22 protein-coding genes are annotated in these 20692 nt (G+C 72.8%); 13 read left to right on the plus strand and 9 right to left on the minus strand.

The window, feature by feature from the left end; genetic code table 11:
• Positions 1-189 precede the first annotated feature (189 nt).
• Entirely contained in the window at positions 190-1557 is a 1368-nt protein-coding gene (locus tag ACZ6QO_RS26760) for a TrpB-like pyridoxal phosphate-dependent enzyme (protein ID WP_465854359.1), read from the plus strand.
• A gap of 54 nt (positions 1558-1611) precedes the next feature.
• Here ACZ6QO_RS26760 and ACZ6QO_RS26765 read toward each other — a convergent pair whose 3' ends face one another.
• The 3 genes from ACZ6QO_RS26765 to ACZ6QO_RS26775 form a co-directional block, all read right to left on the minus strand.
• Entirely contained in the window at positions 1612-3270 is a 1659-nt protein-coding gene (locus ACZ6QO_RS26765) for a carbamoyltransferase C-terminal domain-containing protein (RefSeq protein WP_465854360.1), read from the minus strand.
• 519 nt (positions 3271-3789) lie between these two features.
• The gene (locus ACZ6QO_RS26770) at positions 3790-4923 is read right to left on the minus strand and encodes an arabinan endo-1,5-alpha-L-arabinosidase (RefSeq protein WP_465854361.1); all 1134 of its coding nucleotides are present in this window, start codon (positions 4921-4923) and stop codon (positions 3790-3792) included.
• A 718-nt stretch (positions 4924-5641) separates the two neighbouring features.
• Positions 5642-6079, minus strand: coding sequence for an HflX-like GTP-binding protein (locus ACZ6QO_RS26775; protein ID WP_465854362.1), 438 nt, complete (start codon positions 6077-6079; stop codon positions 5642-5644).
• Between the two features lie 299 nt (positions 6080-6378).
• Here ACZ6QO_RS26775 and ACZ6QO_RS26780 point away from each other — a divergent pair, with 299 nt between their 5' ends.
• The 3 genes from ACZ6QO_RS26780 to ACZ6QO_RS26790 all read left to right on the plus strand — a co-directional run bounded on the left by ACZ6QO_RS26780 (position 6379) and on the right by ACZ6QO_RS26790 (position 8897).
• Positions 6379-6576, plus strand: a complete 198-nt coding sequence (locus ACZ6QO_RS26780) for a hypothetical protein (protein WP_465854363.1) — start codon at positions 6379-6381, stop codon at positions 6574-6576.
• A gap of 456 nt (positions 6577-7032) precedes the next feature.
• Positions 7033-7836, plus strand: a complete 804-nt coding sequence (modB, locus tag ACZ6QO_RS26785) for a molybdate ABC transporter permease subunit (protein ID WP_465854364.1) — start codon at positions 7033-7035, stop codon at positions 7834-7836.
• The gene (locus ACZ6QO_RS26790) at positions 7833-8897 is read left to right on the plus strand and encodes an ABC transporter ATP-binding protein (RefSeq protein ID WP_465854365.1); all 1065 of its coding nucleotides are present in this window, start codon (positions 7833-7835) and stop codon (positions 8895-8897) included. Before modB ends, ACZ6QO_RS26790 begins: the two co-directional genes overlap by 4 nt.
• A gap of 21 nt (positions 8898-8918) precedes the next feature.
• On the opposite strand, the gene ACZ6QO_RS26795 is transcribed toward ACZ6QO_RS26790, so the two are convergent.
• The 3 genes from ACZ6QO_RS26795 to ACZ6QO_RS26805 form a co-directional block, all read right to left on the minus strand.
• Positions 8919-9338 (minus strand): DUF3147 family protein, encoded by a 420-nt coding sequence (locus ACZ6QO_RS26795; protein ID WP_465854366.1) that lies wholly within the window; start codon positions 9336-9338, stop codon positions 8919-8921.
• Positions 9335-9676, minus strand: coding sequence for a DUF3147 family protein (locus ACZ6QO_RS26800; RefSeq protein ID WP_465854367.1), 342 nt, complete (start codon positions 9674-9676; stop codon positions 9335-9337). The genes ACZ6QO_RS26795 and ACZ6QO_RS26800 overlap by 4 nt, the downstream gene beginning before the upstream one ends.
• A gap of 167 nt (positions 9677-9843) precedes the next feature.
• On the minus strand, positions 9844-10146 hold the full coding sequence (locus ACZ6QO_RS26805) for an antibiotic biosynthesis monooxygenase (protein ID WP_465854368.1): 303 nt from the start codon (positions 10144-10146) through the stop codon (positions 9844-9846).
• A 62-nt stretch (positions 10147-10208) separates the two neighbouring features.
• Here ACZ6QO_RS26805 and ACZ6QO_RS26810 point away from each other — a divergent pair, with 62 nt between their 5' ends.
• The gene (locus tag ACZ6QO_RS26810) at positions 10209-10703 is read left to right on the plus strand and encodes a MarR family winged helix-turn-helix transcriptional regulator (RefSeq protein WP_465854369.1); all 495 of its coding nucleotides are present in this window, start codon (positions 10209-10211) and stop codon (positions 10701-10703) included.
• An 84-nt stretch (positions 10704-10787) separates the two neighbouring features.
• Here the strand turns inward: ACZ6QO_RS26810 and ACZ6QO_RS26815 are convergent, their stop codons facing one another.
• Positions 10788-11270 carry a metallophosphoesterase family protein gene (locus ACZ6QO_RS26815; protein WP_465854370.1) on the minus strand — a complete coding sequence of 161 codons (483 nt, stop codon included), beginning with the start codon at positions 11268-11270 and terminating at the stop codon, positions 10788-10790.
• Between the two features lie 118 nt (positions 11271-11388).
• Positions 11389-12078, minus strand: a complete 690-nt coding sequence (locus ACZ6QO_RS26820; RefSeq protein WP_465854371.1) for a GntR family transcriptional regulator — start codon at positions 12076-12078, stop codon at positions 11389-11391.
• 186 nt (positions 12079-12264) lie between these two features.
• On the opposite strand from ACZ6QO_RS26820, the gene ACZ6QO_RS26825 reads away from it, so the two are divergent.
• From ACZ6QO_RS26825 to ACZ6QO_RS26845, 5 genes are all read left to right on the plus strand, one after another.
• A complete protein-coding gene (locus tag ACZ6QO_RS26825; RefSeq protein ID WP_465854372.1) occupies positions 12265-13551 on the plus strand; it encodes an MFS transporter in 1287 nt (428 codons plus the stop codon).
• 59 nt (positions 13552-13610) lie between these two features.
• Positions 13611-14423 (plus strand): LamB/YcsF family protein, encoded by an 813-nt coding sequence (locus ACZ6QO_RS26830; RefSeq protein ID WP_465854373.1) that lies wholly within the window; start codon positions 13611-13613, stop codon positions 14421-14423.
• Positions 14420-15055, plus strand: coding sequence for a 5-oxoprolinase subunit B family protein (locus tag ACZ6QO_RS26835; RefSeq protein WP_465854374.1), 636 nt, complete (start codon positions 14420-14422; stop codon positions 15053-15055). Before ACZ6QO_RS26830 ends, ACZ6QO_RS26835 begins: the two co-directional genes overlap by 4 nt.
• Positions 15048-16043: a 5-oxoprolinase subunit C family protein gene (locus ACZ6QO_RS26840; protein ID WP_465854375.1), complete on the plus strand. Its 996-nt coding sequence runs from the start codon at positions 15048-15050 to the stop codon at positions 16041-16043. Before ACZ6QO_RS26835 ends, ACZ6QO_RS26840 begins: the two co-directional genes overlap by 8 nt.
• 104 nt (positions 16044-16147) lie before the next feature.
• A complete protein-coding gene (locus ACZ6QO_RS26845) occupies positions 16148-16930 on the plus strand; it encodes a putative hydro-lyase (RefSeq protein WP_465854376.1) in 783 nt (260 codons plus the stop codon).
• A gap of 37 nt (positions 16931-16967) precedes the next feature.
• Here ACZ6QO_RS26845 and ACZ6QO_RS26850 read toward each other — a convergent pair whose 3' ends face one another.
• Positions 16968-17828 (minus strand): GDSL-type esterase/lipase family protein, encoded by an 861-nt coding sequence (locus tag ACZ6QO_RS26850; protein WP_465854377.1) that lies wholly within the window; start codon positions 17826-17828, stop codon positions 16968-16970.
• A 302-nt stretch (positions 17829-18130) separates the two neighbouring features.
• Between ACZ6QO_RS26850 and ACZ6QO_RS26855 the strand changes: the two genes are divergently transcribed.
• The 3 genes from ACZ6QO_RS26855 to ACZ6QO_RS26865 are packed head-to-tail and all read left to right on the plus strand — an operon-like array spanning position 18131 to position 20610.
• Entirely contained in the window at positions 18131-19072 is a 942-nt protein-coding gene (locus tag ACZ6QO_RS26855; RefSeq protein WP_465854378.1) for a (2Fe-2S)-binding protein, read from the plus strand.
• A complete protein-coding gene (locus ACZ6QO_RS26860) occupies positions 19069-19878 on the plus strand; it encodes a helical backbone metal receptor (protein WP_465854379.1) in 810 nt (269 codons plus the stop codon). Before ACZ6QO_RS26855 ends, ACZ6QO_RS26860 begins: the two co-directional genes overlap by 4 nt.
• Positions 19879-19887: 9 nt before the next feature.
• A complete protein-coding gene (locus ACZ6QO_RS26865) occupies positions 19888-20610 on the plus strand; it encodes an MgtC/SapB family protein (protein WP_465854380.1) in 723 nt (240 codons plus the stop codon).
• The last annotated feature ends 82 nt before the right edge of the window (positions 20611-20692 follow it).

Here is a 20692-nt window from a genome sequence, read left to right on the forward strand (position 1 = left end):
TTAACCGGCAGACCACCACAACTGGCCTTGTACTACGCATGATCCGGCATCGGCTCCGCCCGGTCCGGGCCGCCCAACGGCGGATGAAAGTTGCGTTAACCAGCGGAACCAACGGCACGTAACCGGATTTCCCGGACGTCCCCCGGGATTCCGCTGCCCGAAAGCGCCGGGCCGATTTACCGTCACGCCATGAGCGATCCGAACGCGGCAACCAAGATCACACTGTCCGAGGCCGACATCCCCCGCCGCTGGTACAACCTGCTCGCCGACCTGCCTAGCGCGCCGGAGCCGCCGCTGCATCCCGGCACCAGGCGACCCATCGCGCCCGGCGACCTGGAAGCGCTGTTCCCGGCGCGGCTCATCGAGCAGGAGGTCACCACGCGGCGCCACGTCGACATCCCCGAGCCGGTCCTGGACGCCTACCGCGTCTGGCGGCCCTCGCCGCTGTTCCGCGCCCACCGGCTGGAGAAGGCGCTCGGCACGCCCGCGAAGATCTTCTACAAGTACGAGGGAGTCTCTCCCGCCGGCTCGCACAAGCCCAACACGGCGGTGCCGCAGGCCTACTACAACGCCGACGCGGGCGTCCGCCGGCTCACCACCGAGACCGGCGCCGGCCAGTGGGGCACCGCGCTGGCGCTGGCGTGCGGCTGGTTCGGGCTCGACTGCGAAATCTGGCAGGTGCGCGCCAGCTATGACCAGAAGCCCTACCGCAAGATCATGATGGAGGTGTTCGGCGGCGTCGTGCACCCCTCCCCGTCACCGCTGACCGCCGCCGGACGGGCGATCCTGGACGCCGACCCGGCCTCCCCCGGTTCCCTCGGCATCGCCATCAGCGAGGCCGTGGAGACGGCCGCCCAGCACGAGGACACCAAGTACGCGCTCGGCAGCGTGCTCAACCACGTGCTCCTGCACCAGACGGTCATCGGGGAGGAGGCGATGGCCCAGCTCGCCCTGGTCGGCATGACCCCCGATGTGATCATCGGCTGCACCGGCGGCGGGTCGAACTTCGGCGGCCTGGCCTTCCCGTTCCTCCGGGAGAAGCTCTCCGGCCGGCTGGACGTCACGATCCGCGCGGTGGAGCCCGCCGGGTGCCCCAGCCTGACCAAGGGCCGCTACACCTACGACTTCGGCGACACGGCCGGCATCACGCCGCTCATGAAGATGCACACCCTCGGCCACGACTTCGTCCCCGACCCGATCCACGCCGGCGGCCTGCGCTACCACGGCATGGCCCCGTTGGTCTCGCACATCCACGAGCTGGGCCTGATAGAGGCGGTGGCCAAGACGCAGAGAGAGTGCTTCGGGGCCGGAGTGCTGTTCGCCAGATCCGAGGGCATCGTCCCCGCCCCGGAGCCGGCCCACGCGCTGGCCGCCACCGTCGAGGAGGCCGCGCGTTGCGCCGAGACCGGGGAGGAGAAGGTGATCCTCACGGCCCTGTGCGGCCACGGGCTGCTCGACCTCGGCGCCTACCAGGCGTACCTGGCCGGTGAGCTCGTGGACCACGAGCTCACCGACGAGCAGGTGGCGGCCGCCCTCGGACGGCTCGACGGGTCGTAGCGGACCCGGCGCGCGGTCGGGCTCAGTCGTGGTGGACCCGGCGGGCGGTCGGGCTCATGCGTCGCCGGTCAGGTCGACCAGGCGGTCCTCCAGGACCAGGAAGTCCAGGCCGATGGACCGGGCGGAGCGCACGGCGCCCTCCGCGTCGTCGACGATCGGCTCTCCCCTGGTGTTGAAGGAGGTGTTGATCGCCACGGCCGGGGCGCCGGACGCGCGGAACCGTTCGAGCACGTCCCAGACGATGCCGTCCTCCCGGCCGATCACCTGCGGACGCGCCGTGCCGTCGACGTGGACGCAGGCCGGGGCCTCCTTCGCGCCGAGGTCGCTCACGACGCTCGCGCCCACCATGTAACGGTGCAGCGGGCTGCCCTCCCAGTGCCGTCCCTCGCTGCCGCTCAGGCCCACCGGCCCGAGAGGCCGCCACAGCTCGCGCCCCTTGGCCCGGTTGACCCGGTCGCGCATCCGGTCGTCGGTGGCCGCCGCGATGATCGAACGGTGGCACAGGGCGCGCGGGCCGACCTCGGCCCGCCCGGTGACGACCCCGCCCATCCGGCCGGCCAGCAACCACCGCGCGACGGTCTCGGGAACGGCCTCCTGGGCCGTGAGCCCGTGCCGTCCGATCGCCTCGTCGATGTCGCGGGCGCGCACCCGCCGGCCGAGGTAGGGGCTGAGCGGGGCGCGCGGGCGGGCGGGGGGCGCCACGGCCCAGGCCGACCCGAGCGACACGCCCGCGTCGTGCGGCACCGGCGGGACGTAGACCGGCGGCGGCAGCAGGCCGTTGGAGGAGCAGTTGAGCGCGACGCCGCCCGACAGGCACAGGGCGTCCTGCCCGGTGATGTCCCTCGCCTGCCTGGCCAGCAGCGCCATGACCTCCTGCAGGCTCGCCTGGGCGCTCCAGGCGAGCCGGACGGCGTCCTCGTCGGCGTCGAGCGTGGCGCGGTCGCCGCCGCGCTGCCGGAAGCCGACGCGGGCGAAGTGCGTCCACCAGGCGTCGATGATGTGGCGGTGGGGGGCGTCGGGCGGCAGATCGAAGGGGGGCGTGAAGACACCGGAGCGGATCTCGTACATCGGCCAGCGCTCGACGCCGCGGGCCTTGCCGTACGCCGCGAGCCCCATGGTCTTGCCGGCCTCGAGGAACGTCATGCCGAGGATGGTGGACACCGCGTCGTACATGTAGCCGAGCGAGTGCGGGATGGGCCAGCGCTCGCGGCGCACGAGCATCCGGCCGTAGCGGGCGTCGTAGATGGACACGCTCTCGTCGTCGCCGTTGCCGTCGACCACCAGGACGGCCGCCTCGGTGTGGCCGGAGGCGTAGAAGGAGGCGCAGGCGTGGGCGAGGTGGTGGGGGACGAAGACCACCTCGGGATGGCGGGCCGGGTCCACCCGCCAGCCGAGCGCGGCGCCGAGGAAGTCGTGGCTGTCGCCGAACCGCCACGGCCGGCCGTGCACCGGCGGGTCGAGGCCCAGGTCGGGGCGCGCGGAGTGCCGGGGCATGTCCCAGCCCACGGTGACGAGGTCGATGTCGGCGGGGGTGATGCCCACCATGTCCAGACACGCCTGGGCCGCGTGGACGGGGTACTCGCGCAGGCCGTGCTTGACGCGGCTGACCCGCTCTTGTTCGACCAGCGCGTGTACCACTCCGTCGCCGTCGACGAGGCAGGCGGCCACGTCGTGCCAGCCGACCGCGGGTGAGTTGAGCCCGAGGACCCACATGTCACACCGACGCGAGGCCGGAGCGGGAAGGCGCGGGAACCGGGTAGCGCGCCGCCGTAAAAGAGCCTCCCCTTTCTGGCGCCGCGAATATCGGCCGGTCAGCGTTATGCACGATTCGAAGCACCTCTATATCGGGAGAATCGGACGGTACACGCTGAGAAAGCGCCGGCCGTCGCGCTGTCAAGGCGGAGGCCGGCGCTTCGTTCACACAGACTGGCTCCGAAGCGATGCCGCATCCATGGGATCATAACGACGACATCACATGTAGGCAATGTAGCCATAACACCAGAAAATCGGCATCTGTGGTTTTCGTGGTCAAGGATCCGACGAGCGAAGCTCCGACGATGAAAAGTACATGCCGACCGTCTTACTCGGAACGCAGAGCGGCCCCACCGCCGTCCACCCGGCACCGGCACAGAGCACCCTGGCTTCGAGAAAGCGCGTCCCGCAAGGCCCCCGGAGACACAGACGCGCACCGGCACGGACGGGCGCCGGGCCGCGCCCGGCCCCCGTCTCGCGTCAGTAGACGTATGGCCAGCCGGCGGAGTCGTAGTTGATGAGGTTGATGCCGAGTCGTGAGGCGCCGCTGTCGGTGTAGTAGTGGTAGACGAGCACGTTGGCGTCGACGTCGGCGAAGATGGACTGGTGGCCGGGGCCGTGGATGCTCCCGTGCCCGGCCATGATCTCCGTGCCGCCTCCGGCGTTCATCGCGACGCCGTTGCGGTCGACGTAGGGGCCGGTGACGCTGGTCGAGCGGCCCACCATGACGCGGTAGGTGCTGGACGCGCCCCGGCAGCACAGGTCGAACGACACGTACAGGTAGTAGTACGAGCCGCGCTTGAAGATGTACGGCGCCTCGATCGCGCCGCCGTTGCGCCCGGCGATGGACAGAAGGGAGGAGTCCGCCCGCTTGCCGGTCGCGGGGTCCAGCCGGATGAGCTTGATGCCCGACCAGAACGAGCCGAAGGACAGCCACCAGCGGCCCTGGTCGTCGACGACGAGGTTGGGGTCGATGGCGTTGTAGTTGTCGGAGGTCCTGGTCTCGATCACCAGGCCCTCGTTGGTCCAGCTCCCGGACGCCCCGGTCGTGCTGGTCGCCAGGAAGATCGCCGAGCGGTTGGAGCCGAAGGTGGACGCCGAGTAGTACAGGTAGTACCTACCGTTGCGGTAGGAGATGTCCGGCGCCCACAGGTTGCGGCTGCCTCCGGTGTAGGTCATGGTCCAGGGCGCGCCTCCGGGGAATACCGTGCCGGCGTCGCGGAACGCCGTCCGGTCCGTGGAGGTCTTGATGGCGATGTTGTCGCCGGTGTTGACCAGAATGTAGCCGCCGCCGGGCCTCTTGATCATCGACGGGTCGTGCACCGAGATGGCGCCGGTGACGTAACCCGGGTTGGGGTAGGCGGCACGGGCGGGCAGGGCGGCGCTCACCGTGGCGGACCGCGGCGCCGTCCCGGCCGCGCTTCCCTGAGCGGCCGTCCCGGCCACGGCCCGCTGCGCGGTCGTTCCGGTCACGGCCGCCCCGGAAGCCGTTCCGGCGTGCGCCGGCAGCGGCGCCGCGGCGCACACGGCGGCCACGGCGACGGCCACCGCCGTCAGCGTGCCCCGGAGCCCGCGGCGCGGGCCGGCTCCGGGCACGGTTGTCATGGCGTTCATTCCTTGTCCTCATCCGTTGTCTGGGGGGCCGCCCGCGCCGCGGCGAAGGGCGGGCGGGCGGCGGGACTCTCCGGGCAGGGCGGTGACGCGCTCGGACGGGGCCGCCCCGGCCCGAGCCGGAGGCGACGAGGCCGCCGCGGTGCGCGTTCGCCGGTGCCCGGCATCCCGCGCCAGGCCGGCGCCCGGCGGCCGTCTGTCGCGGCCACGCGGTCGGCGCCGTGTTGGGCCCGCCCCTTTTCTGTGGAGGGGTGAGGTGGTGGCGAATGTACGTCCGCGATCACGATCACGCAATGGCCGGCGCGCGCCCGCGCGGCCACGTCCCGAAGGCCGCCCGGCCGCCGTACGGGGCCGGTGAGCGGCGCGTTCTCCACGCGCCGACGGAACGGCGACGACGTGGCACGGGGCCGCGGACGACTGAACGTTTCACCCTGGGAGGGGGGCGGGTTGACAGGCCGCGTCACGCCGAGTTACGAAGAGGGCCCGCGCCAGGAAAATCGATTCAACCGAGCGACAGCGATTGTTAGCGCTCACAATTCGGCGAGACCCGCCGACGAGCGTCGCGCCCGTCAGGGACACGTCCATCACGTCGTCCCTGACCTGGGCGTCAGCCCGCCCTCACGCCGGGGGCGGGCGCTGGGCGTCCGATGTCCGGCAGACCGGCCACGGCCTCCGTCCGGCAGAGGTGCTCGCGGAGGCCTCCGCCCGCGGTGCCCGGATGTCACGGTGACAGGTCCCGCGAGGACAGCACGGGACAGTTGAACAGCCCGGCGAGGGTCTCGCGCTGCTGCGCGGTCAGCGGGTTGAGGAAGATGACCGCGTCGGCGCGGGTCTTCTCCCGCACTGACGCGATCTCCTCCACCTTGCCGGCGCTGACGAGGGTGCGGGAGGAGTAGGGCATGTCCATCGTCCGCACGCCGCCGTCGGAAACGCCGCGGCGCTGGACGAACCGCCCCACGACGTGCGCGCCGAGGGCCGCCACGGAGCCGGCGAACTCGTCCATGATCACCAGGTACTGCCGCTCCTTGGCGGAGAAGTAGCCGACGAGCACGACGTCCATGCCCGCGAGCCCGGCGGGCTCCGCCGCCGGCGGTTCCTTCGCCGGCCGGGTGCTCCGCTCAGCGCGGCCACCGCGCCGCGTACGTCGATGTGGCTTCACGATCGACACGGTAGCGATCAGACGACCCGCCTCCTACCTTCAGCGCCCTGCGGATGCCACGGGTGCGCGGGCCGAGCACGCCGGTCCGCCCCGCGGCGCCCGCACGCGTCCGGCGGAACCGGCCCGCGCACCCGCCCGAAGGGCCGCGATAAGCCGCTATCGTCCCACCCCAGTTCGGCGGTGGTGAAACAGAAGCGGAGCGATAACGTCTGGATAGTGACCCCTAATACCTTCGTAATTGCCCGGAGAAAACAACGGGAGAGAACAAGCCGAAGGCCACAGAAAAGGGGTCAGCTGAAATGACGAAGAACATGAAGTCCGCCGCCGCCCGGATCGCCGTCATCGCCATCGTCACCCTCGGCGGAAGCTCCGCGGTCGCCGGCATGGCCCTGGCCGACACCACGACCGCGACCACCCCGGCCACCCCGCAGACACAGGCCGCGACGCCGACCCCGACCCCGACCCCCACCGGCGACATCAACACCCCCTGGGGCTGACATCCCCGTAGTGGCAGACGGCTGACATGCGGCTGGAGATTGAATTCTCCGGTCGCATTCTTCCTTTTCCGGCCGCTTTTGGAAGAGCGGCCTCCCGGCCCGAAGAAAAACAAAAAGATCTCTTTCCGCCGGCCACCCCTACCGCGCTATCGACCCCCCTACCGGCCGCCGCCGGAGCGCCGGGCCGCGCCACTCGCCACGAGACGATCTGGGGTAAGGACTTTGAGTCCTCCCGGTGACATCCCCCCGCGCTCGCCCTACGCCCGGCCCCATCCCCCCGCCCCGGGCCTTCCATGACCGGACCGCTCGCCTCGTGCGGCCTGCCGCAGGTACGAGGGGGAGGCGCGCCGTCCTTGGGTGGATGCGATGGCCATCGCCCATTACGGTGGGAATGCGCGCGGGTATTGTGAGGTCCGTGACGACCCTCCGCACCGCCCGGGCAGCCGAAGAGGCGTCATGAACATCGGCGAGGACCGCATCCGCGCACGGGTGCCGTGGATGCTGATCCTGCCCGCCGTGACCGGGCTGGCCTTCCTCGTACTGCCCCTCGTCGGACTGCTCGTCAGGGCGCCTTGGCCCACTCTGCTCACCCGGCTGGCCGAGCCCCGGGTTCTCGAAGCGCTGCGGCTTTCGCTCCTCACCGCCACCGTGGCGACCGCGGCGTGCCTGGTGCTCGGCGTGCCGCTGGCCTGGCTGCTGGCGCGCGCCACCTTTCCCGGGCGGCGGGTGGTGCGGGCTCTGGTGACGGTCCCGCTGGTACTGCCTCCCGTGGTGGGCGGCGTGGCCCTGCTGCTGGTCCTCGGCCGCCGCGGCCTGGTCGGCAGGTGGCTCGACGAGGCCTTCGGCGTCACCCTGCCGTTCACCACCGCCGGTGTCGTGCTCGCCGAGGCGTTCGTGGCGATGCCCTTCCTCGTGATCAGCGTCGAGGGGGCGCTGCGCGCCGCCGACCAGCGCTTCGAGGAGGCCGCCGCCACCCTCGGCGCCTCGCGGTGGACGACCTTCCGCCGCGTCACGCTGCCGCTCGTCGCCCCGGGGATCACCGCGGGGGCCGTGCTGTGCTGGGCCCGCGCGCTCGGGGAGTTCGGCGCCACGATCACCTTCGCCGGCAACTTCCCCGGCAGGACGCAGACCATGCCGCTCGCGGTGTACCTGGCCCTGGAGACCGACCCGGAGGCCGCTATCGTGCTCAGCCTGCTCCTGCTGGCCGTCTCCGTGATCGTCCTGGCGGGCCTGCGCGACAGGTGGGTGAGCGGCGCGTGACCGCTGACGACGCCGGCGAGCGGGACGTGACGTTGCGCGCCCGGCTGACCGTCGACCGGCCCCGGTTCCGCCTGGACATCTCCTTCGAGGTGGCGGCGGGCGAGGTCGTGGCGCTGCTCGGCCCGAACGGGGCCGGCAAGACCACCGCTCTGCGCGCGCTGGCGGGGCTCACCCCGCTGTCCGCGGGGCGCGTCGACCTGGACGGGCGCCCGCTGCACTCCGTCCCGACCGAGATGCGGCCCGTCGGGGTGGTCTTCCAGGACTATCTGCTGTTCCCCCATCTGTCGGCGCTGGAGAACGTCGCCTTCGGGCCGCGCTGCCACGGCGCGTCCAGGACCGAGGCGCGCCGCGTCGCCGCCGAGTGGCTGGAGCGGGTCGGGCTCGCCGCCCACGCCGGCGCGCGACCGCGCCGGCTGTCCGGCGGGCAGGCGCAACGGGTCGCGCTCGCGCGCGCCCTCGCCGTCGCGCCCCGCCTGCTCCTGCTGGACGAGCCGCTCGCCGCGCTCGACGCCCACACGCGGCTGGAGGTGCGCGCCGAGCTGCGCCGCCACCTGGCCGACTTCGACGGGGCCACCGTGCTGGTCACCCACGACCCGCTGGACGCCATGGTGCTGGCCGACCGGCTGGTGGTCATCGAGGACGGGACGATCGTCCAGCAGGGCGCTCCGTCCGAGGTCGCGCGCCGGCCGCGCACCGACTACGTGGCCCGTCTGGTGGGTCTCAACCTCTATCGCGGCGAGGCCGACGGCGCGCGCGGAGTGACCGTGGATGCGGTCACTCTCAGCGTGGCCGAGCAGCTCAGCGGGCCGGTGTTCGTCGCCTTCCCGCCGTCGGCGGTCGCCCTGTACCGGACCCGCCCGGACGGCACCCCGCGGAACCTCTGGCAGGCGCGCATCGAGGGCGTCGAGCGCCACGGCGACAACGTCCGCGTCCATCTGGAAGGGCCGATCCCCGCGGCCGCCGACATCACGCCCGCCGCCGTCGCCGAGCTCGACCTGGTGCCCGGCCGGACGATCTGGGCCTCGGTCAAGGCCACAGAAACCCATGCCTATCCGGCGTGACAAGGCCGCCGACGCGCACCACTATCCGTCATCCGTGTGACGCCGCACGATCCAATAGAGGACGGCTGAGACGGCCATCCAGACCAGGGTCGCGATCAGCATGGCCGGCGCCGCCGGGATGCGCGTGGCCAGCACCCAGACGCACGCCGCGAAGGCGATCATGTCGACCGCGCCCAGCACCGCGCCGCGCGCGTCCTGCGCGACGGGGACGCGACTGTGCTCCTCGTCCTGGATCAGCGTGAGCGTGGCCGCCATGACGGCGGGGAAGGCCAGGAACACGCCCCCGGCGGTCACCCCCCAGCGCTTGCCCACCAGGGCGGCGACCACGGACACGGCCGCGCCAAAGGCGAAGCGCAGCGCCATGCCGGGCAGCGACACCTCACGGATCTTGCCGGGCTGGACGCGCACCTTGTCCGGACGGCGCGAGCGCGGGCCGTTCACCGGATCAGCGCCCAGCCGAGAGCGGAGAGGGCCGCCCAGACGACCATCGCGACCGCGCTGCCGGCGACCGCTCCCAGGCGCCGCACCAGGGAGACCGCCGAGGCGCAGTAGGCGACCAGCGCCACCGCCCCGACGATCATGCCGTACCCGGCCTGCGCGACCTGGCGGTCCCCCATGACCACCAGCGTCACCGCCATCCCCGCGAGCGCGACGGCGGGACCCGCGGCGAAGATCCCGGCGAACCGCTTCGGGCTGACGATCTCGCCGACCAGGGCGAACGCCATGACCAGCAGGCCGCCGCACAGCCCGCGCACGACGATCGTCCCCACCTCGCCCATCCGCCCGCCTCCCGTTCGGCCGGGGGCCGCCGGCCCCTGATCGATCCCAGGTACCTTCCCTCCTCGGCCGCCGCGGATTCGCGGCGCGAAGATCTCAGGACGCGGGAGCGCGCCGGAGACGTCGCCGCCGGTCACGCCGGTGGTCAGGTGGCCAGGTGGTCAGCTGGTCATCGTTCGTCCTCGACCTCGACGGCGGCGCCCTCCTCGGCGGACACCACATGGTCGATGGCCTCGAAGAAGGCCTTGATGCCCGGGAGGTTCGCGCCCTTGGCACGAGAGCTCGCGAAGTCCTCGGGGGTCCGCCAGCGGACGATGTCGAGCCACTGGTCGCCGGGCAGGCGCACCAGGCTCGCGCCGAGGAAGCCCGCCCGGTCGGCACGGAAGTCGGCGAGCATCGCCGCCCGCGCGGCGAGCAGCGGTTGCACGCGATCGGGTGCCACGTGGAACCTGGTCAGTTCTACGGTGGTCATCGCCGTCTCCTCCCAGTGAGATGGAAGACCGATAAAGTCAAAATCAGTGACTATCAATATACATGACTGATGAACGCGACGGACAGGGGACCTCGATGCGGCGCAGCGAGCGCAAGAAGATCGATCCGGATCTCGGCATCATGGCCGGGCAGACGCTGTTCGCCGTCCAGAAGGAACTGTTCGAGACCCTCGCCCGGCAGGGTCATCCCCGGCTGCGCCCCCGGCACGGGGCGGTGCTCGCGTACCTCGACGAGGAGGGCAGCCGCGCCACGGACCTGTCGCTGCAGTCGGGCCAGCACAAGCAGGTGATCGGCACGCTCGTCGACGAACTCGCCGAGCTCGGTTACGTGCGCCGCGAGCCCGACCCTCAGGACCGGCGGGCCAAGCTCATCGTGCCCACCCCCCTCGGGCTCGACGAGATGCGGCGCTCGGACGCGATCGTGGCCGACATCGAACGCCGCCACGCCGAGGCCGTCGGCGAGGAGGTCTACGCCCTGTTCAAACAGACCTTCCGCGAGATCACCCGGCTCCAGCGCTCCACCCCCGCCACCGACTAGACCCCGGCGCCGCGCCGATCGGCGGCGGCAGCCGTATCAGGATCCGCGGCAGAAGTCGCACCCAACCCTTGGGGGGCAGCTCCGTCAGGTGACGGGGATGATCTCGGCGTGCAGCAGGCGGCCGTCCTCGATGTGGAGGACGCCGATCGTGCCGTGCGGCTGGCGGCGGCGGTCGGTGGGCGAGCCGGGGTTGAAGATGCGCAGCCCCTCCCCGGCGTGGTCCAGCGGGATGTGCGAATGGCCGAAGACCACCAGGTCGGCGGACGGGAAGCGCCGCCGCATGCGGGCCCAGCGCCCCTTGGCCGTCCCGCTGTCGTGGATCATGGCCACCCGCAGCCCGCCGAGGTCCAGCTCCAGCGTCTCCGGCGCCCGCACGTCCGGGCCGTCGTTGTTGCCCTTCACCGCGTGCACCGGCGCGTACGCGGCCAGCTCCTCCAGCACGCCGGCCGTGCACACGTCCCCCGCGTGCAGGATGACGTCGGCGCCGCGCAGATGGCCGGCCACCCGCGGCGGACAGGCCTTCCAGTACCGCGGAGCGTGCGTGTCGGACAGCACCACGACTCTCACAGGGATCCCCCTGCCCAACGCGCGCACCCTCCACGCACGGCCGGCCCGAGCCGGAGCCTCCCCGGACGCGGGCCGAGGGCCGTACGGAAGGCGCGAAGGGTGCCGCAGGTGCGGCGGTTCAGGAGTGGACGGTGATGAGCTGATGTTCGGCGTCGGCCAGGTAGTCGGCGAGCAGGCGCTCGGCGCCCTCGGCGTCCCCGGACTCGATGTGCCGGAGGATGTCGCGGTTGCGCCACAGGTAGGGCTCGTGGAACGCGCGGGGGTTGTCCATCTCAAGGAAGCTCAGCCGCAGCTCGGCGAGCAGGCGGCGCATGGTCTCGTCCAGGCGCGGGCTGCCGGCGAGCTGCACGATCGCCTGGTGGAAGCGGATGTTGGCCGTGCCGACGTCCTCCCACCGCTGCTCACGCGCCGCGCGCTCGGCGCCGGCGACCGCCTCGCGCAGGTCGGCGAGCACCTCGGGGGACGGGCCGCCGGCCAGGCGGATCGCCGAGCACTCGATCAGGCGCCGGACGCGGTAGAGGTCGACGACGTCCTCGGCGGTGAGGCGGCGGACGAACACGCCGCGGTTGAGCTCGTGGACGAGCAGCCGCTCGTGTGAGAGCAGGCGGAACGCCTCGCGGAGCGTGTTGCGGGACACGCCGAGCGCCGCGCCGATCGACTCCTCCGACAGGCGGGTGCCGGGCGCGAACATGCCCTCGGTGATGCGCTCGCGCAGGATGGCGGCGACGCGCTCGGCCGTGCTGGTGCGCCCGAGCAGGGCGCGGTCTTCGGCGAGGCGTTCTGTGACCCCGGCGGCACCATCGGTCACGACGGCTCAGCCCCTTCATCTTCCGGTTGTGAAGTGGAATCTTAGCACAAGGCTATTGCCAGATCGTTGAACGATCCTTATGTTGAATGCACTGGCTCGCTAGGAGCCACGAGACGCTCGGGGCACCGCTCGGCCTCGCCGAAACGGTGGCGTCTCCCGTCTGGCAAAGTGGCAGCGAGGTGCGCCATGACGACATCGTCCAAGCCGGAACCACCCGCATACCTCTCCCGGGAAGACGAGCCCCACAAGGGTTCGCTCGCCTGGTACTCCACGCTCGGCGCCAAGGGCCGCAAGGCGTTCACCGGGGCCTTCCTCGGCTACAGCCTCGACTCCTACGACTTCTGGGTGCTCCCCCTGGGTCTGACCGCCATCGCGGCGACCTTCGGCCTCGGCCCCGCGCAGACCGGGCTGCTCGCCACCGCCACGCTGGTCTGCTCGGCGCTCGGCGGCATCATCGCGGGCGTGCTCGCCGACCGGGTCGGGCGCGCCAGGACGCTCATGATCACCGTCACCGTCTACGCCGTCTTCACGGCGCTGTGCGGGCTCGCGCCCAACTACGAGACCCTCCTCGGGTTCCGCGCCCTCCAGGGCCTCGGCTTCGGCGGCGAGTGGGCGGCCGGGGCCATCCTGGTCGCCGAGTACGCCCAGGCACGCCACCGGGGCCGGGCCGTCGCGGTCATCCAGAGCTCCTGGGCCATCGGGTGGGGCGTGGCCGTCCTGGCCTACACGCTGGTGTTCCAGCTCGCCGACGAGGACCTCGCCTGGCGGGTGCTGTTCTGGACCGGCGCCCTCCCGGCGCTGCTGGTGATCTACGTGCGGCGCAACGTCAGCGACGCGCCGGTCTTCACCGAGCAGCGGGCCACCGGCGAACGCGTGCCCCCGTTCGCCGTCTTCAGCGGCGGCCTGCTGCGCACCACCGTCTTCGCGACGATGCTCGCCACCGGCGTGCAGGGCGGCTACTACACGCTCGCCACGTGGGTGCCCACCTACCTCAAGACCGAACGCGGCCTGTCGGTCATCGGCACGGGCGGCTACCTGGTCTTCCTCATCACCGGCGCGTTCCTCGGCTACCTGACCGGCGGCCACTTCACCGACAAGATCGGCCGCAAGCGCACCTTCGCCATCTTCTCGGTGCTCAGCGGGGTGCTCATCCTGCTGTACACGCAGCTGCCGAGCTCGGCCGGCCAGTACGTGATGTTCCTCGGCTTCCCGCTCGGGTTCTGCTCCTCGGCCATCTTCTCCGGGTTCGGGGCGTTCCTGTCGGAGCTGTACCCGAGCGCCATCCGGGGCACCGGCCAGGGCTTCACCTACAACGTCGGCCGCGGCATCGGCGCCTTCTTCCCTACGATCATCGGGTACCTGGCGACGGCGTACAGCGTCGGCGGCGCCATGGCCTTCGGCGCCCTGGCCTACGGGCTCGCCGTCGTGGCCTTGCTGGGCCTGCCCGAGACCCGCGCCCGACGGCTCGACTGACCCGCCCGCCCGCACGAGACCTTTCCCGACCCATCCGCACGAGGACATGGGAGCTCAACATGTCTGGCCCGATCGCTACAGCCGCCGGCTCCGGCCTGATCAGAACGGTCGACCTCAACTCCGACCTCGGTGAGGGGTTCGGAGGGTGGAGTCTCGGCGATGACGAGGCGCTGCTTTCGGTGGTCACCAGCGCCAACGTGGCCTGCGGCTTCCACGCGGGCGACCCGACGATCATGCGTCGCACGTGCGAGACGGCGGCCGCGCGCGGGGTAGCGATCGGCGCCCAGGTGAGCTACCACGACTTGGCGGGCTTCGGGCGGCGCTTCATCGACGTGCCGCCCGAGACGCTCACCGACGAGATCGTGTACCAGATCGGCGCCCTGGAGGCGTTCGCCCGGCTCGCCGGGACACGGGTGAGCTACGTCAAGCCGCACGGCGCCCTGTACAACGCGATCGTGCACCACGAGGCTCAGGCGGCCGCCGTCGTGGCGGCCGTCCGCGCCTACGACCCCGGCCTTCCCGTCCTCGGCCTGCCCGGCTCGCAGTGGCTGCGCCTGGCCGAGCGCGCGGGCCTGACCCCCGTCACCGAGTGCTTCGCCGACCGGGCGTACACCCCCCAGGGCACGCTCGTGCCGAGGAGTGAGCCCGGCGCGGTGCTGCACGACCCCGACGAGGTGGCCGAGCGCTGCCTGCGCATGGCGCACGGCGAGCCGATCGCCGCGATCGACGGCACGCCGCTGCGCGTCCGGGCCGCGTCGATCTGCGTACACGGCGACAGCCCCGGCGCGGTCGCCATGGCCCGCCGGGTGCGCGAGGCCCTCACCGGGTGCGGCGTCGCACTGGCCCCCTTCACCGGGAAGGAGGCGTCGTGAGCCCGCGCCTGCGGCGGTGCGGGGACAGCGCCGTCCTCGTCGAACTGGACGGGGTCGAGGAGGTCCTGGCCCTGTACGAGGTACTCGCCGGAGACCCGCCGCACGGGGTCACCGACCTGCTCCCCGCGGCGGGGACGTTGCTGGTCCGCTTCGACCGGCCCGCGTGCCGCGAACCGGTCGAGTCGGCGATCCTGCGCGCCCGCCCGGCGGCCGGCCTGCGTCCCGCAGGAGGGGAGGTCACGGTCCCCGTCGTCTACGAGGGGGACGATTTCGCCGACGTGGCCGCCCTGACCGGGCTCTCGGAACGCGAGTTGATCGACGCGCACACCGGAACACCGTGGACGGTGGCCTTCTCCGGATTCGCTCCCGGCTTCGCCTACCTGGTCGGCGGCGACCCGCGGCTGCGGGTCCCCCGGCGCACGGAGTCCCGGGTGCGGGTCCCTGCGGGGGCGGTCGCGCTGGCGGCCGGGTACAGCGCGGTCTACCCGCGCGAGTCGCCCGGCGGCTGGCAGCTCATCGGGCACACCCCGCTCACGGTGTGGGACCTCGCCGCCGACCCGCCCGCGCTGCTGCGTCCCGGCATGCGCGTACGGTTCGCCGAGACCGGCGACGGGGAGGTCCGGCGTGGGTGAGCACGAGCCAGAGACGCCGCTGACGCGTGAGCAGGCGGCAGGGACGCCCGGCACAGGGACGTCTCGCACGAATGAGCACGCGGCAGGGACGTCCGGTGAGCGGGTGGCGGCGCGGTGGCTGGAGGTGCTGGCCACCGGGCCGATGGCGACGGTGCAGGACCTCGGGCGTCCGGGCCGGGCCGATCTCGGCGTCGGCCGTTCCGGCGCGGCCGACCGGGGCGCGCTGCGCCTGGCGAACCGGCTGCTGGCCAACCCCGAAGGCTCCGCCGCGCTGGAGGTCACCCTGGGCGGTCTCCAGGTGCGCGCCCACGGCGACCTGCTGTTCACCCTGACCGGGGCGCCGTGCCCCGCCACCGTCACCGACGCCGCGGGACGGACGCGAGGCGTGGGCCACCAGGCCGTCGAACGGCTGCCCGACGGCGCCGCCCTGCGCCTGGGCGTGCCCAGGCGCGGCCTGCGCACGTACGTCGCCGTACGCGGCGGGCTGCAGGTGCCGGAGGTGCTCGGGTCGCGGGCGACGGACATCATGGCCGGGGTGGGGCCGGACCGCCCGGCGCGCGGCTCGGCGCTGCCTGTGGGGCCGCCGCCGGAGGACTTCCCGCTGGTGGACCTCGCCCCGGTGACTCCCCTGTACGCGGAGGAACCCGTCCTTGAGATCCTTCCCGGCCCGCGGGACGACTGGTTCGCCCCCGATGCGCTCAAGGCGCTGTGCGCCGGGCCGTACGAGGTGACCGTGGACAGCAACCGGGTGGGCATGCGGCTGCGCGGACCGGTCCTCGCGCGGGCGCGTGAGGGAGAGCTTCCGCCCGAGGGGATGGTCCCGGGGGCGCTCCAGGTGCCGCCGTCCGGACAGCCGACGCTGTTCCTGGCCGACCATCCCGTCACGGGCGGGTACCCGGTGATCGCGGTGGTGCGCACGGCCGACGTCGACCGCGCGGCCCAGACCCGCCCCGGCCAGCGCGTCCGCTTCCGCCTGGCCCGCTCATGACCGGCGCGCCGCGCCACACGATCCGGCCGGCGTACCGGGGCACGCGGACTGGTCGCGTACCGGAGACGACCGGCGGCCACATCAAGGACTAGGAGGACGAAGGCATGGTGGATCCCGCTCTGCTGGCGCCAGGAGAGGCACGTTCGCTGTTCCGTGAAGGGCTGGTGACGCCCACGTCCGGCTGGTCGTCCGGCTGGACGCAGGCCAACCTGCTGGCGCTGCCCAAGGACCGCGCGTACGACTTCCTGCTGTTCGCGCAGCGCAACCCGCGCCCCTGCCCGGTGCTGGACGTGACCGAGCCGGGCGAGACGACGGCGTCGATCTTCGGCGGCGACCTGCGCACCGACCTGCCCGCCTACCGGGTCTACGAGAACGGGGAGCCGGTCGCCGAGGTGTCCGACGTGGTCGCGTACTGGCGCGAGGACCTGGTCTGCTTCCTCATCGGCTGCAGCTTCACCTTCGAGGCAGCGTTGCTGGAGGCCGGGGTGCCCGTACGGCACCTGGAGACCAGGACGAACGTGCCGATGTACCGCACGAACCGGGACTGCCGGCCGGCTGGAACGCTGTCCGGCCCCATGGTCGTGTCCATGCGCCCGGTGCCCGCGCACCTGGTGGCGACGGCGGTGCGCGTCACGTCCCGCTACCCGGCCGTGCACGGCGCACCGGTCCACATCGGCGACCCGGACGCGCTGGGCGTCGCCGACCTCGACCGGCCCGACTTCGGCGAACCGGTCGAGGTGCGGCCCGGAGAGATCCCCGTCTTCTGGGCCTGCGGGGTGACACCCCAGGCGGCGGTGATGCGCTCGCGTCCGCCGTTCGCCATCGGCCACGCGCCCGGCCACATGGCCATCACGGACGTCAGGGACTCCGCCTACCTGGTGCCCTGACCGGGGCCGGCGCTCCGGGGCGCCGTGTCAGCGGGCGTCAGCGGGCGTCAGCGGCGTCCTGGGAGCTCAGGCCGAAGCTCGCCGCGTACGTGACCTCGGCGAGCAGTCGCTGACCGTTGGTGTTGGGGTGGAAGTAGTCCCAGTCGCTGAGGTCGGACAGCGAGAACGGGTAGCCGAACAGGGCGCCGCCGTCGTACCGGCAGGCGGGCTGCTCGGCGCACACCTGCGACATCACCGTGTTGTAGTCGGCCACGCGCTGCCGCACCCGGTCGCGCCGGGCCTCGTCGGCCGCGTCGGTCGAGCGGGGACGGGCGAGCATCGACTGGCAGATGTCCAGGGCCGCCCACGCGGCGCGCGCGGCGAGGTCGCCCTTGCCCACCTGCCACAGCCGCTTGAGGTCGGGGATGCTCGCGACGAAGATCGACGCGTCCGGCAGCCCGGTGACGATGGTGCCGACGGCGGCGCGGAAATCGGCCTCGAAGTCTGCGATCGACGTCATGCCGTTCTCGGAGGAGGCGCAGGCGTCGTTGGCCCCGATCGGGATCGTCACGTAGTCGACGCCCTGGGAGACGGCTCGCTGGGCCTGCCCCGGCATGTCGGAGACCGTGGCGCCCGACTTGGCGTCGTTGTAGGCCACCAGGGAGGGGTTGACGGCCCGCAGGCGCAGGTAGTGGCTGTTGACGTTGCCGCTGGATCCGGTGGACCACGAACGGGAGGTGCAGTCCACATAGAAGCCGCAGGCGTTGAAGCCACGGGTGATGGAGTCGCCCATCGACGCCATCGCGCCCGGGACCGGAGGGGCCTCGGCGGCGGCGGAGGACGGGAGCACCACGGCGGAGGCGGGGAAGAGGAACGCTACTGCCGAGATGAGAACGAGGGTGCGGCGGCGGATGTCCAAGCTGGCTCCTGGGGTGATCCCCCGATCGGCTGTTGCTCAGACTGTCGGCCCGCTTGGCTCGATTGACAACCTCACATTACAAGTTACTGACCTGTTGGTAACATCCGCCGCGAGCGCTCCGCACGTCGTCGAACCGGCAACGGGTACGGGGCGGCGGGTGGCGGCGGGCGGCACGGCCGATGGCACGGGACGCGCGTGGAACCAACAGCGGGTGGCGGCACGGGGCGGCGTGGGACCATTTGTGGAGGCGAGGGCGCGGCGGTGGAGCCGAGGCTGGGCGGCGTGGCCGGGGGGTGAGGGGCGTGCGGGCGGATTCCGAGTCGGTCGTGGCGGCCCTGGCCGAGGTGTCGGCCATCGGCCCTTATTTCGCCATCTCCACCGATCCGGGGCTCGCCGAGGACGGCGCCTGGCGTCCGCTCGGGGAACTCGCCGCCGACACCGCCGCCCTGCGGGCGAAGATCGAGGATTACGCGCACCGGCTCGGCACCGCAGAGAGCCGCGTCGCCGCCTCCATCCTGTTCCAGGGGCTCGCGGCCCGGCTGTGGTCGCCCATCGTGGGCGCCGTCGCCGCCCGGGGGCTGCTCCCGGCCCAGGCTCCCGCGCACATCATGTGGCGTCCGGTCCCCACCGGCCCGCTCCCGTTGTGGACCTCCCCGGCGTCCGACTGGCTCACCGTGGACGAGGGCGGCCGGCCCGGCGCGGGTGACGGCGGGCTGCCCGGCGCAGGCGATGGCGGCCGGCCCGGCTCGGGCGACGGCGACGGCGACGGCGACGGCGACGCCGAGGAGGCCGGGAGCGGCCACCGACGGGCACGCCGGCCCGTGGAGGACGGCTCCGCGACGGTCTACCGGGTCGTCGCCGCCGAGCTGCTGGAGCCGCTGGTCGAGTCCGTGCGCCGCGTCACCAAGGTCTCGGCGTCGCTGCTGTGGGGCAACGCCGCCTCGTCGCTGGCCGGGACGCTGCGCACCCTCCCCGCCGCCCGCCCTGACCTCGGCCCCCGCGCGGCGCGGCTGGTGCGCGGGGTGCTCGGGCACGGCGCGCTCGCGGGCACCGGGCGGCTCGCCGAGCCCGCGCCCGGCCACTACTTCTTCGTCCGGACGAGCTGCTGCCTGTACTACCGCGTCCCCGGCGGAGGGATGTGCGACGACTGCGCCCTGCTCGACCCGCCGAAGCGCCGCGCCCAGTGGGCCGGGGCCGTACGGCGGGCGCGAGCCGCGTACGAGGGGGAAGGCCAGGACGCATGACGCTCCGCCATGACGATCTCGGCCTGGCCGTGCGGGTGCCCGGTGAGGTGCGCCGGGTGGTGTCCCTGGTGCCCTCGCTGACCGAGTCGGTCGCGGCCACGGCCCCAGGGCTGCTGGTCGGCGCGACCGACTGGTGCTCCCACCCGGCCGGCCTGGACGTGACCCGGGTGCGCGGCACCAAGAACCCCGATGTGGACACGATCGTGGCGCTGCGTCCCGACCTGGTGGTGGCGAACGAGGAGGAGAACCGCGTCCCCGATCTGGACACGCTGCGCGCCGCCGGGGTGCCAGTCTGGGTCACGCTCGTCCGCACCCTCGACGACGCGTTCGCGTCACTGCGGCGGCTGCTGGTCACCGCGATGGGGCTGCCCGAGCCCGCGTGGCTGACCGCAGCCGAACGCGCATGGGGCGGCGGCCCGGCGTCCGCCGGCACGGACAGGACGCGGCGGGCGGTGATCCCGGTGTGGCGCAAGCCGTGGATGGTCGCAGGACGCGACACCTTCGCCGGCGACCTGCTGCTGCGCCTGGGCGTCCGCAACATCTACGCCGGCCACGCCGAACGCTACCCGCGCGTCCCCCTTCCCGAGCTGCTGGCCGCCCGTCCCGACCTGGTGGTGCTGCCGGACGAGCCGTACCGGTTCACCGCCGACGACGGGCCCGGGTTCTTCCCCGGCGTCCCCGCCGCGCTGGTCAGCGGCCGGCACCTCACCTGGTACGGCCCGTCGCTGGCCGAGGCCCGCGAGGTGCTCGCGTCCGCCCTCGCCGACGCGGTCCGGTTCCCGGGCGAGGGGGAGAATCTCCTCTAACCTGGTCCAATGGTGGCGGCACATCTCGGCGGCCTCCCCGGGCAAGGGTGGGCACAGGTCGGGGAGCTCGCCCTGGCGTTCGCGCTGTCGGCGGTCATCGGGCTCGAACGCGAGATCCGCCAGAAGAGCGCGGGCCTGCGCACCCACATCCTGGTCGGCTTCGGCGCCGCCCTGATCGTGCTGGTGTCCAAGTACGGCTTCCAGGACGTCCTCGGGGGCGACGTCACACTCGACCCGTCCCGCGTGGCCGCCCAGATCGTGTCCGGCATCGGCTTCATCGGCGCGGGGCTGATCTTCATCCGGCGGGACGCGGTGCGCGGGCTCACCACCGCCGCGACGATCTGGATGACCGCGGCCATCGGCATGGCGGCGGGAGCCGGGCTGTGGCTGCTGGCCCTCATCGTGACCGCCGGCCACTTCGTGGCGGTGTTCGTGCTGGCGCCGGTGTCCGCCCGGCTGCCCCGGTCCAAGTACACGCCCTCGCGCATCCACCTGACGTACGTGCAGGGCCATGGCGCGCTGCGGCGAGTGCTCGAAGTGTGCACGGGCCTGGGGTTCACCATCAGCGAGCTGTCGGTCGACCGGCGGATCGAACGCCACGACCCGGAGGCCGTGACCGTCTGGCTCAGCGTGCACGGCCCCGGGACGTTCTCGGAGCTGACGGCCACGCTCAGCGAGATCGACGGCGTGCTCGCCGTCTCGGGCCAGGACGCCGACTCGTCCTTCCTCTGACGGCCCCGCCCTCCCCCGGGCCGCGCCGTACCGCTTAGGACGGCCGGTTTCCGCTGACGGCCCGGCCCCACCGGGCCACGCC

It is taken from the genome of Sphaerisporangium sp. NPDC049457, assembly GCF_055586705.1.

Coding starts and splice junctions, on each gene's coding strand:
- ACZ6QO_RS26760 (WP_465854359.1), top strand. CDS start 190: ATGAGCGATCCGAACGCGGCAACCAAGATCACACTGTCCGAGGCCGAC.
- ACZ6QO_RS26765 (WP_465854360.1), bottom strand. CDS start 3,270: ATGTGGGTCCTCGGGCTCAACTCACCCGCGGTCGGCTGGCACGACGTG.
- ACZ6QO_RS26770 (WP_465854361.1), bottom strand. CDS start 4,923: ATGAACGCCATGACAACCGTGCCCGGAGCCGGCCCGCGCCGCGGGCTC.
- ACZ6QO_RS26780 (WP_465854363.1), top strand. CDS start 6,379: ATGACGAAGAACATGAAGTCCGCCGCCGCCCGGATCGCCGTCATCGCC.
- modB (WP_465854364.1), top strand. CDS start 7,033: ATGAACATCGGCGAGGACCGCATCCGCGCACGGGTGCCGTGGATGCTG.
- ACZ6QO_RS26800 (WP_465854367.1), bottom strand. CDS start 9,676: ATGGGCGAGGTGGGGACGATCGTCGTGCGCGGGCTGTGCGGCGGCCTG.
- ACZ6QO_RS26805 (WP_465854368.1), bottom strand. CDS start 10,146: ATGACCACCGTAGAACTGACCAGGTTCCACGTGGCACCCGATCGCGTG.
- ACZ6QO_RS26810 (WP_465854369.1), top strand. CDS start 10,209: ATGACTGATGAACGCGACGGACAGGGGACCTCGATGCGGCGCAGCGAG.
- ACZ6QO_RS26825 (WP_465854372.1), top strand. CDS start 12,265: ATGACGACATCGTCCAAGCCGGAACCACCCGCATACCTCTCCCGGGAA.
- ACZ6QO_RS26830 (WP_465854373.1), top strand. CDS start 13,611: ATGTCTGGCCCGATCGCTACAGCCGCCGGCTCCGGCCTGATCAGAACG.
- ACZ6QO_RS26845 (WP_465854376.1), top strand. CDS start 16,148: ATGGTGGATCCCGCTCTGCTGGCGCCAGGAGAGGCACGTTCGCTGTTC.
- ACZ6QO_RS26860 (WP_465854379.1), top strand. CDS start 19,069: ATGACGCTCCGCCATGACGATCTCGGCCTGGCCGTGCGGGTGCCCGGT.
- ACZ6QO_RS26865 (WP_465854380.1), top strand. CDS start 19,888: ATGGTGGCGGCACATCTCGGCGGCCTCCCCGGGCAAGGGTGGGCACAG.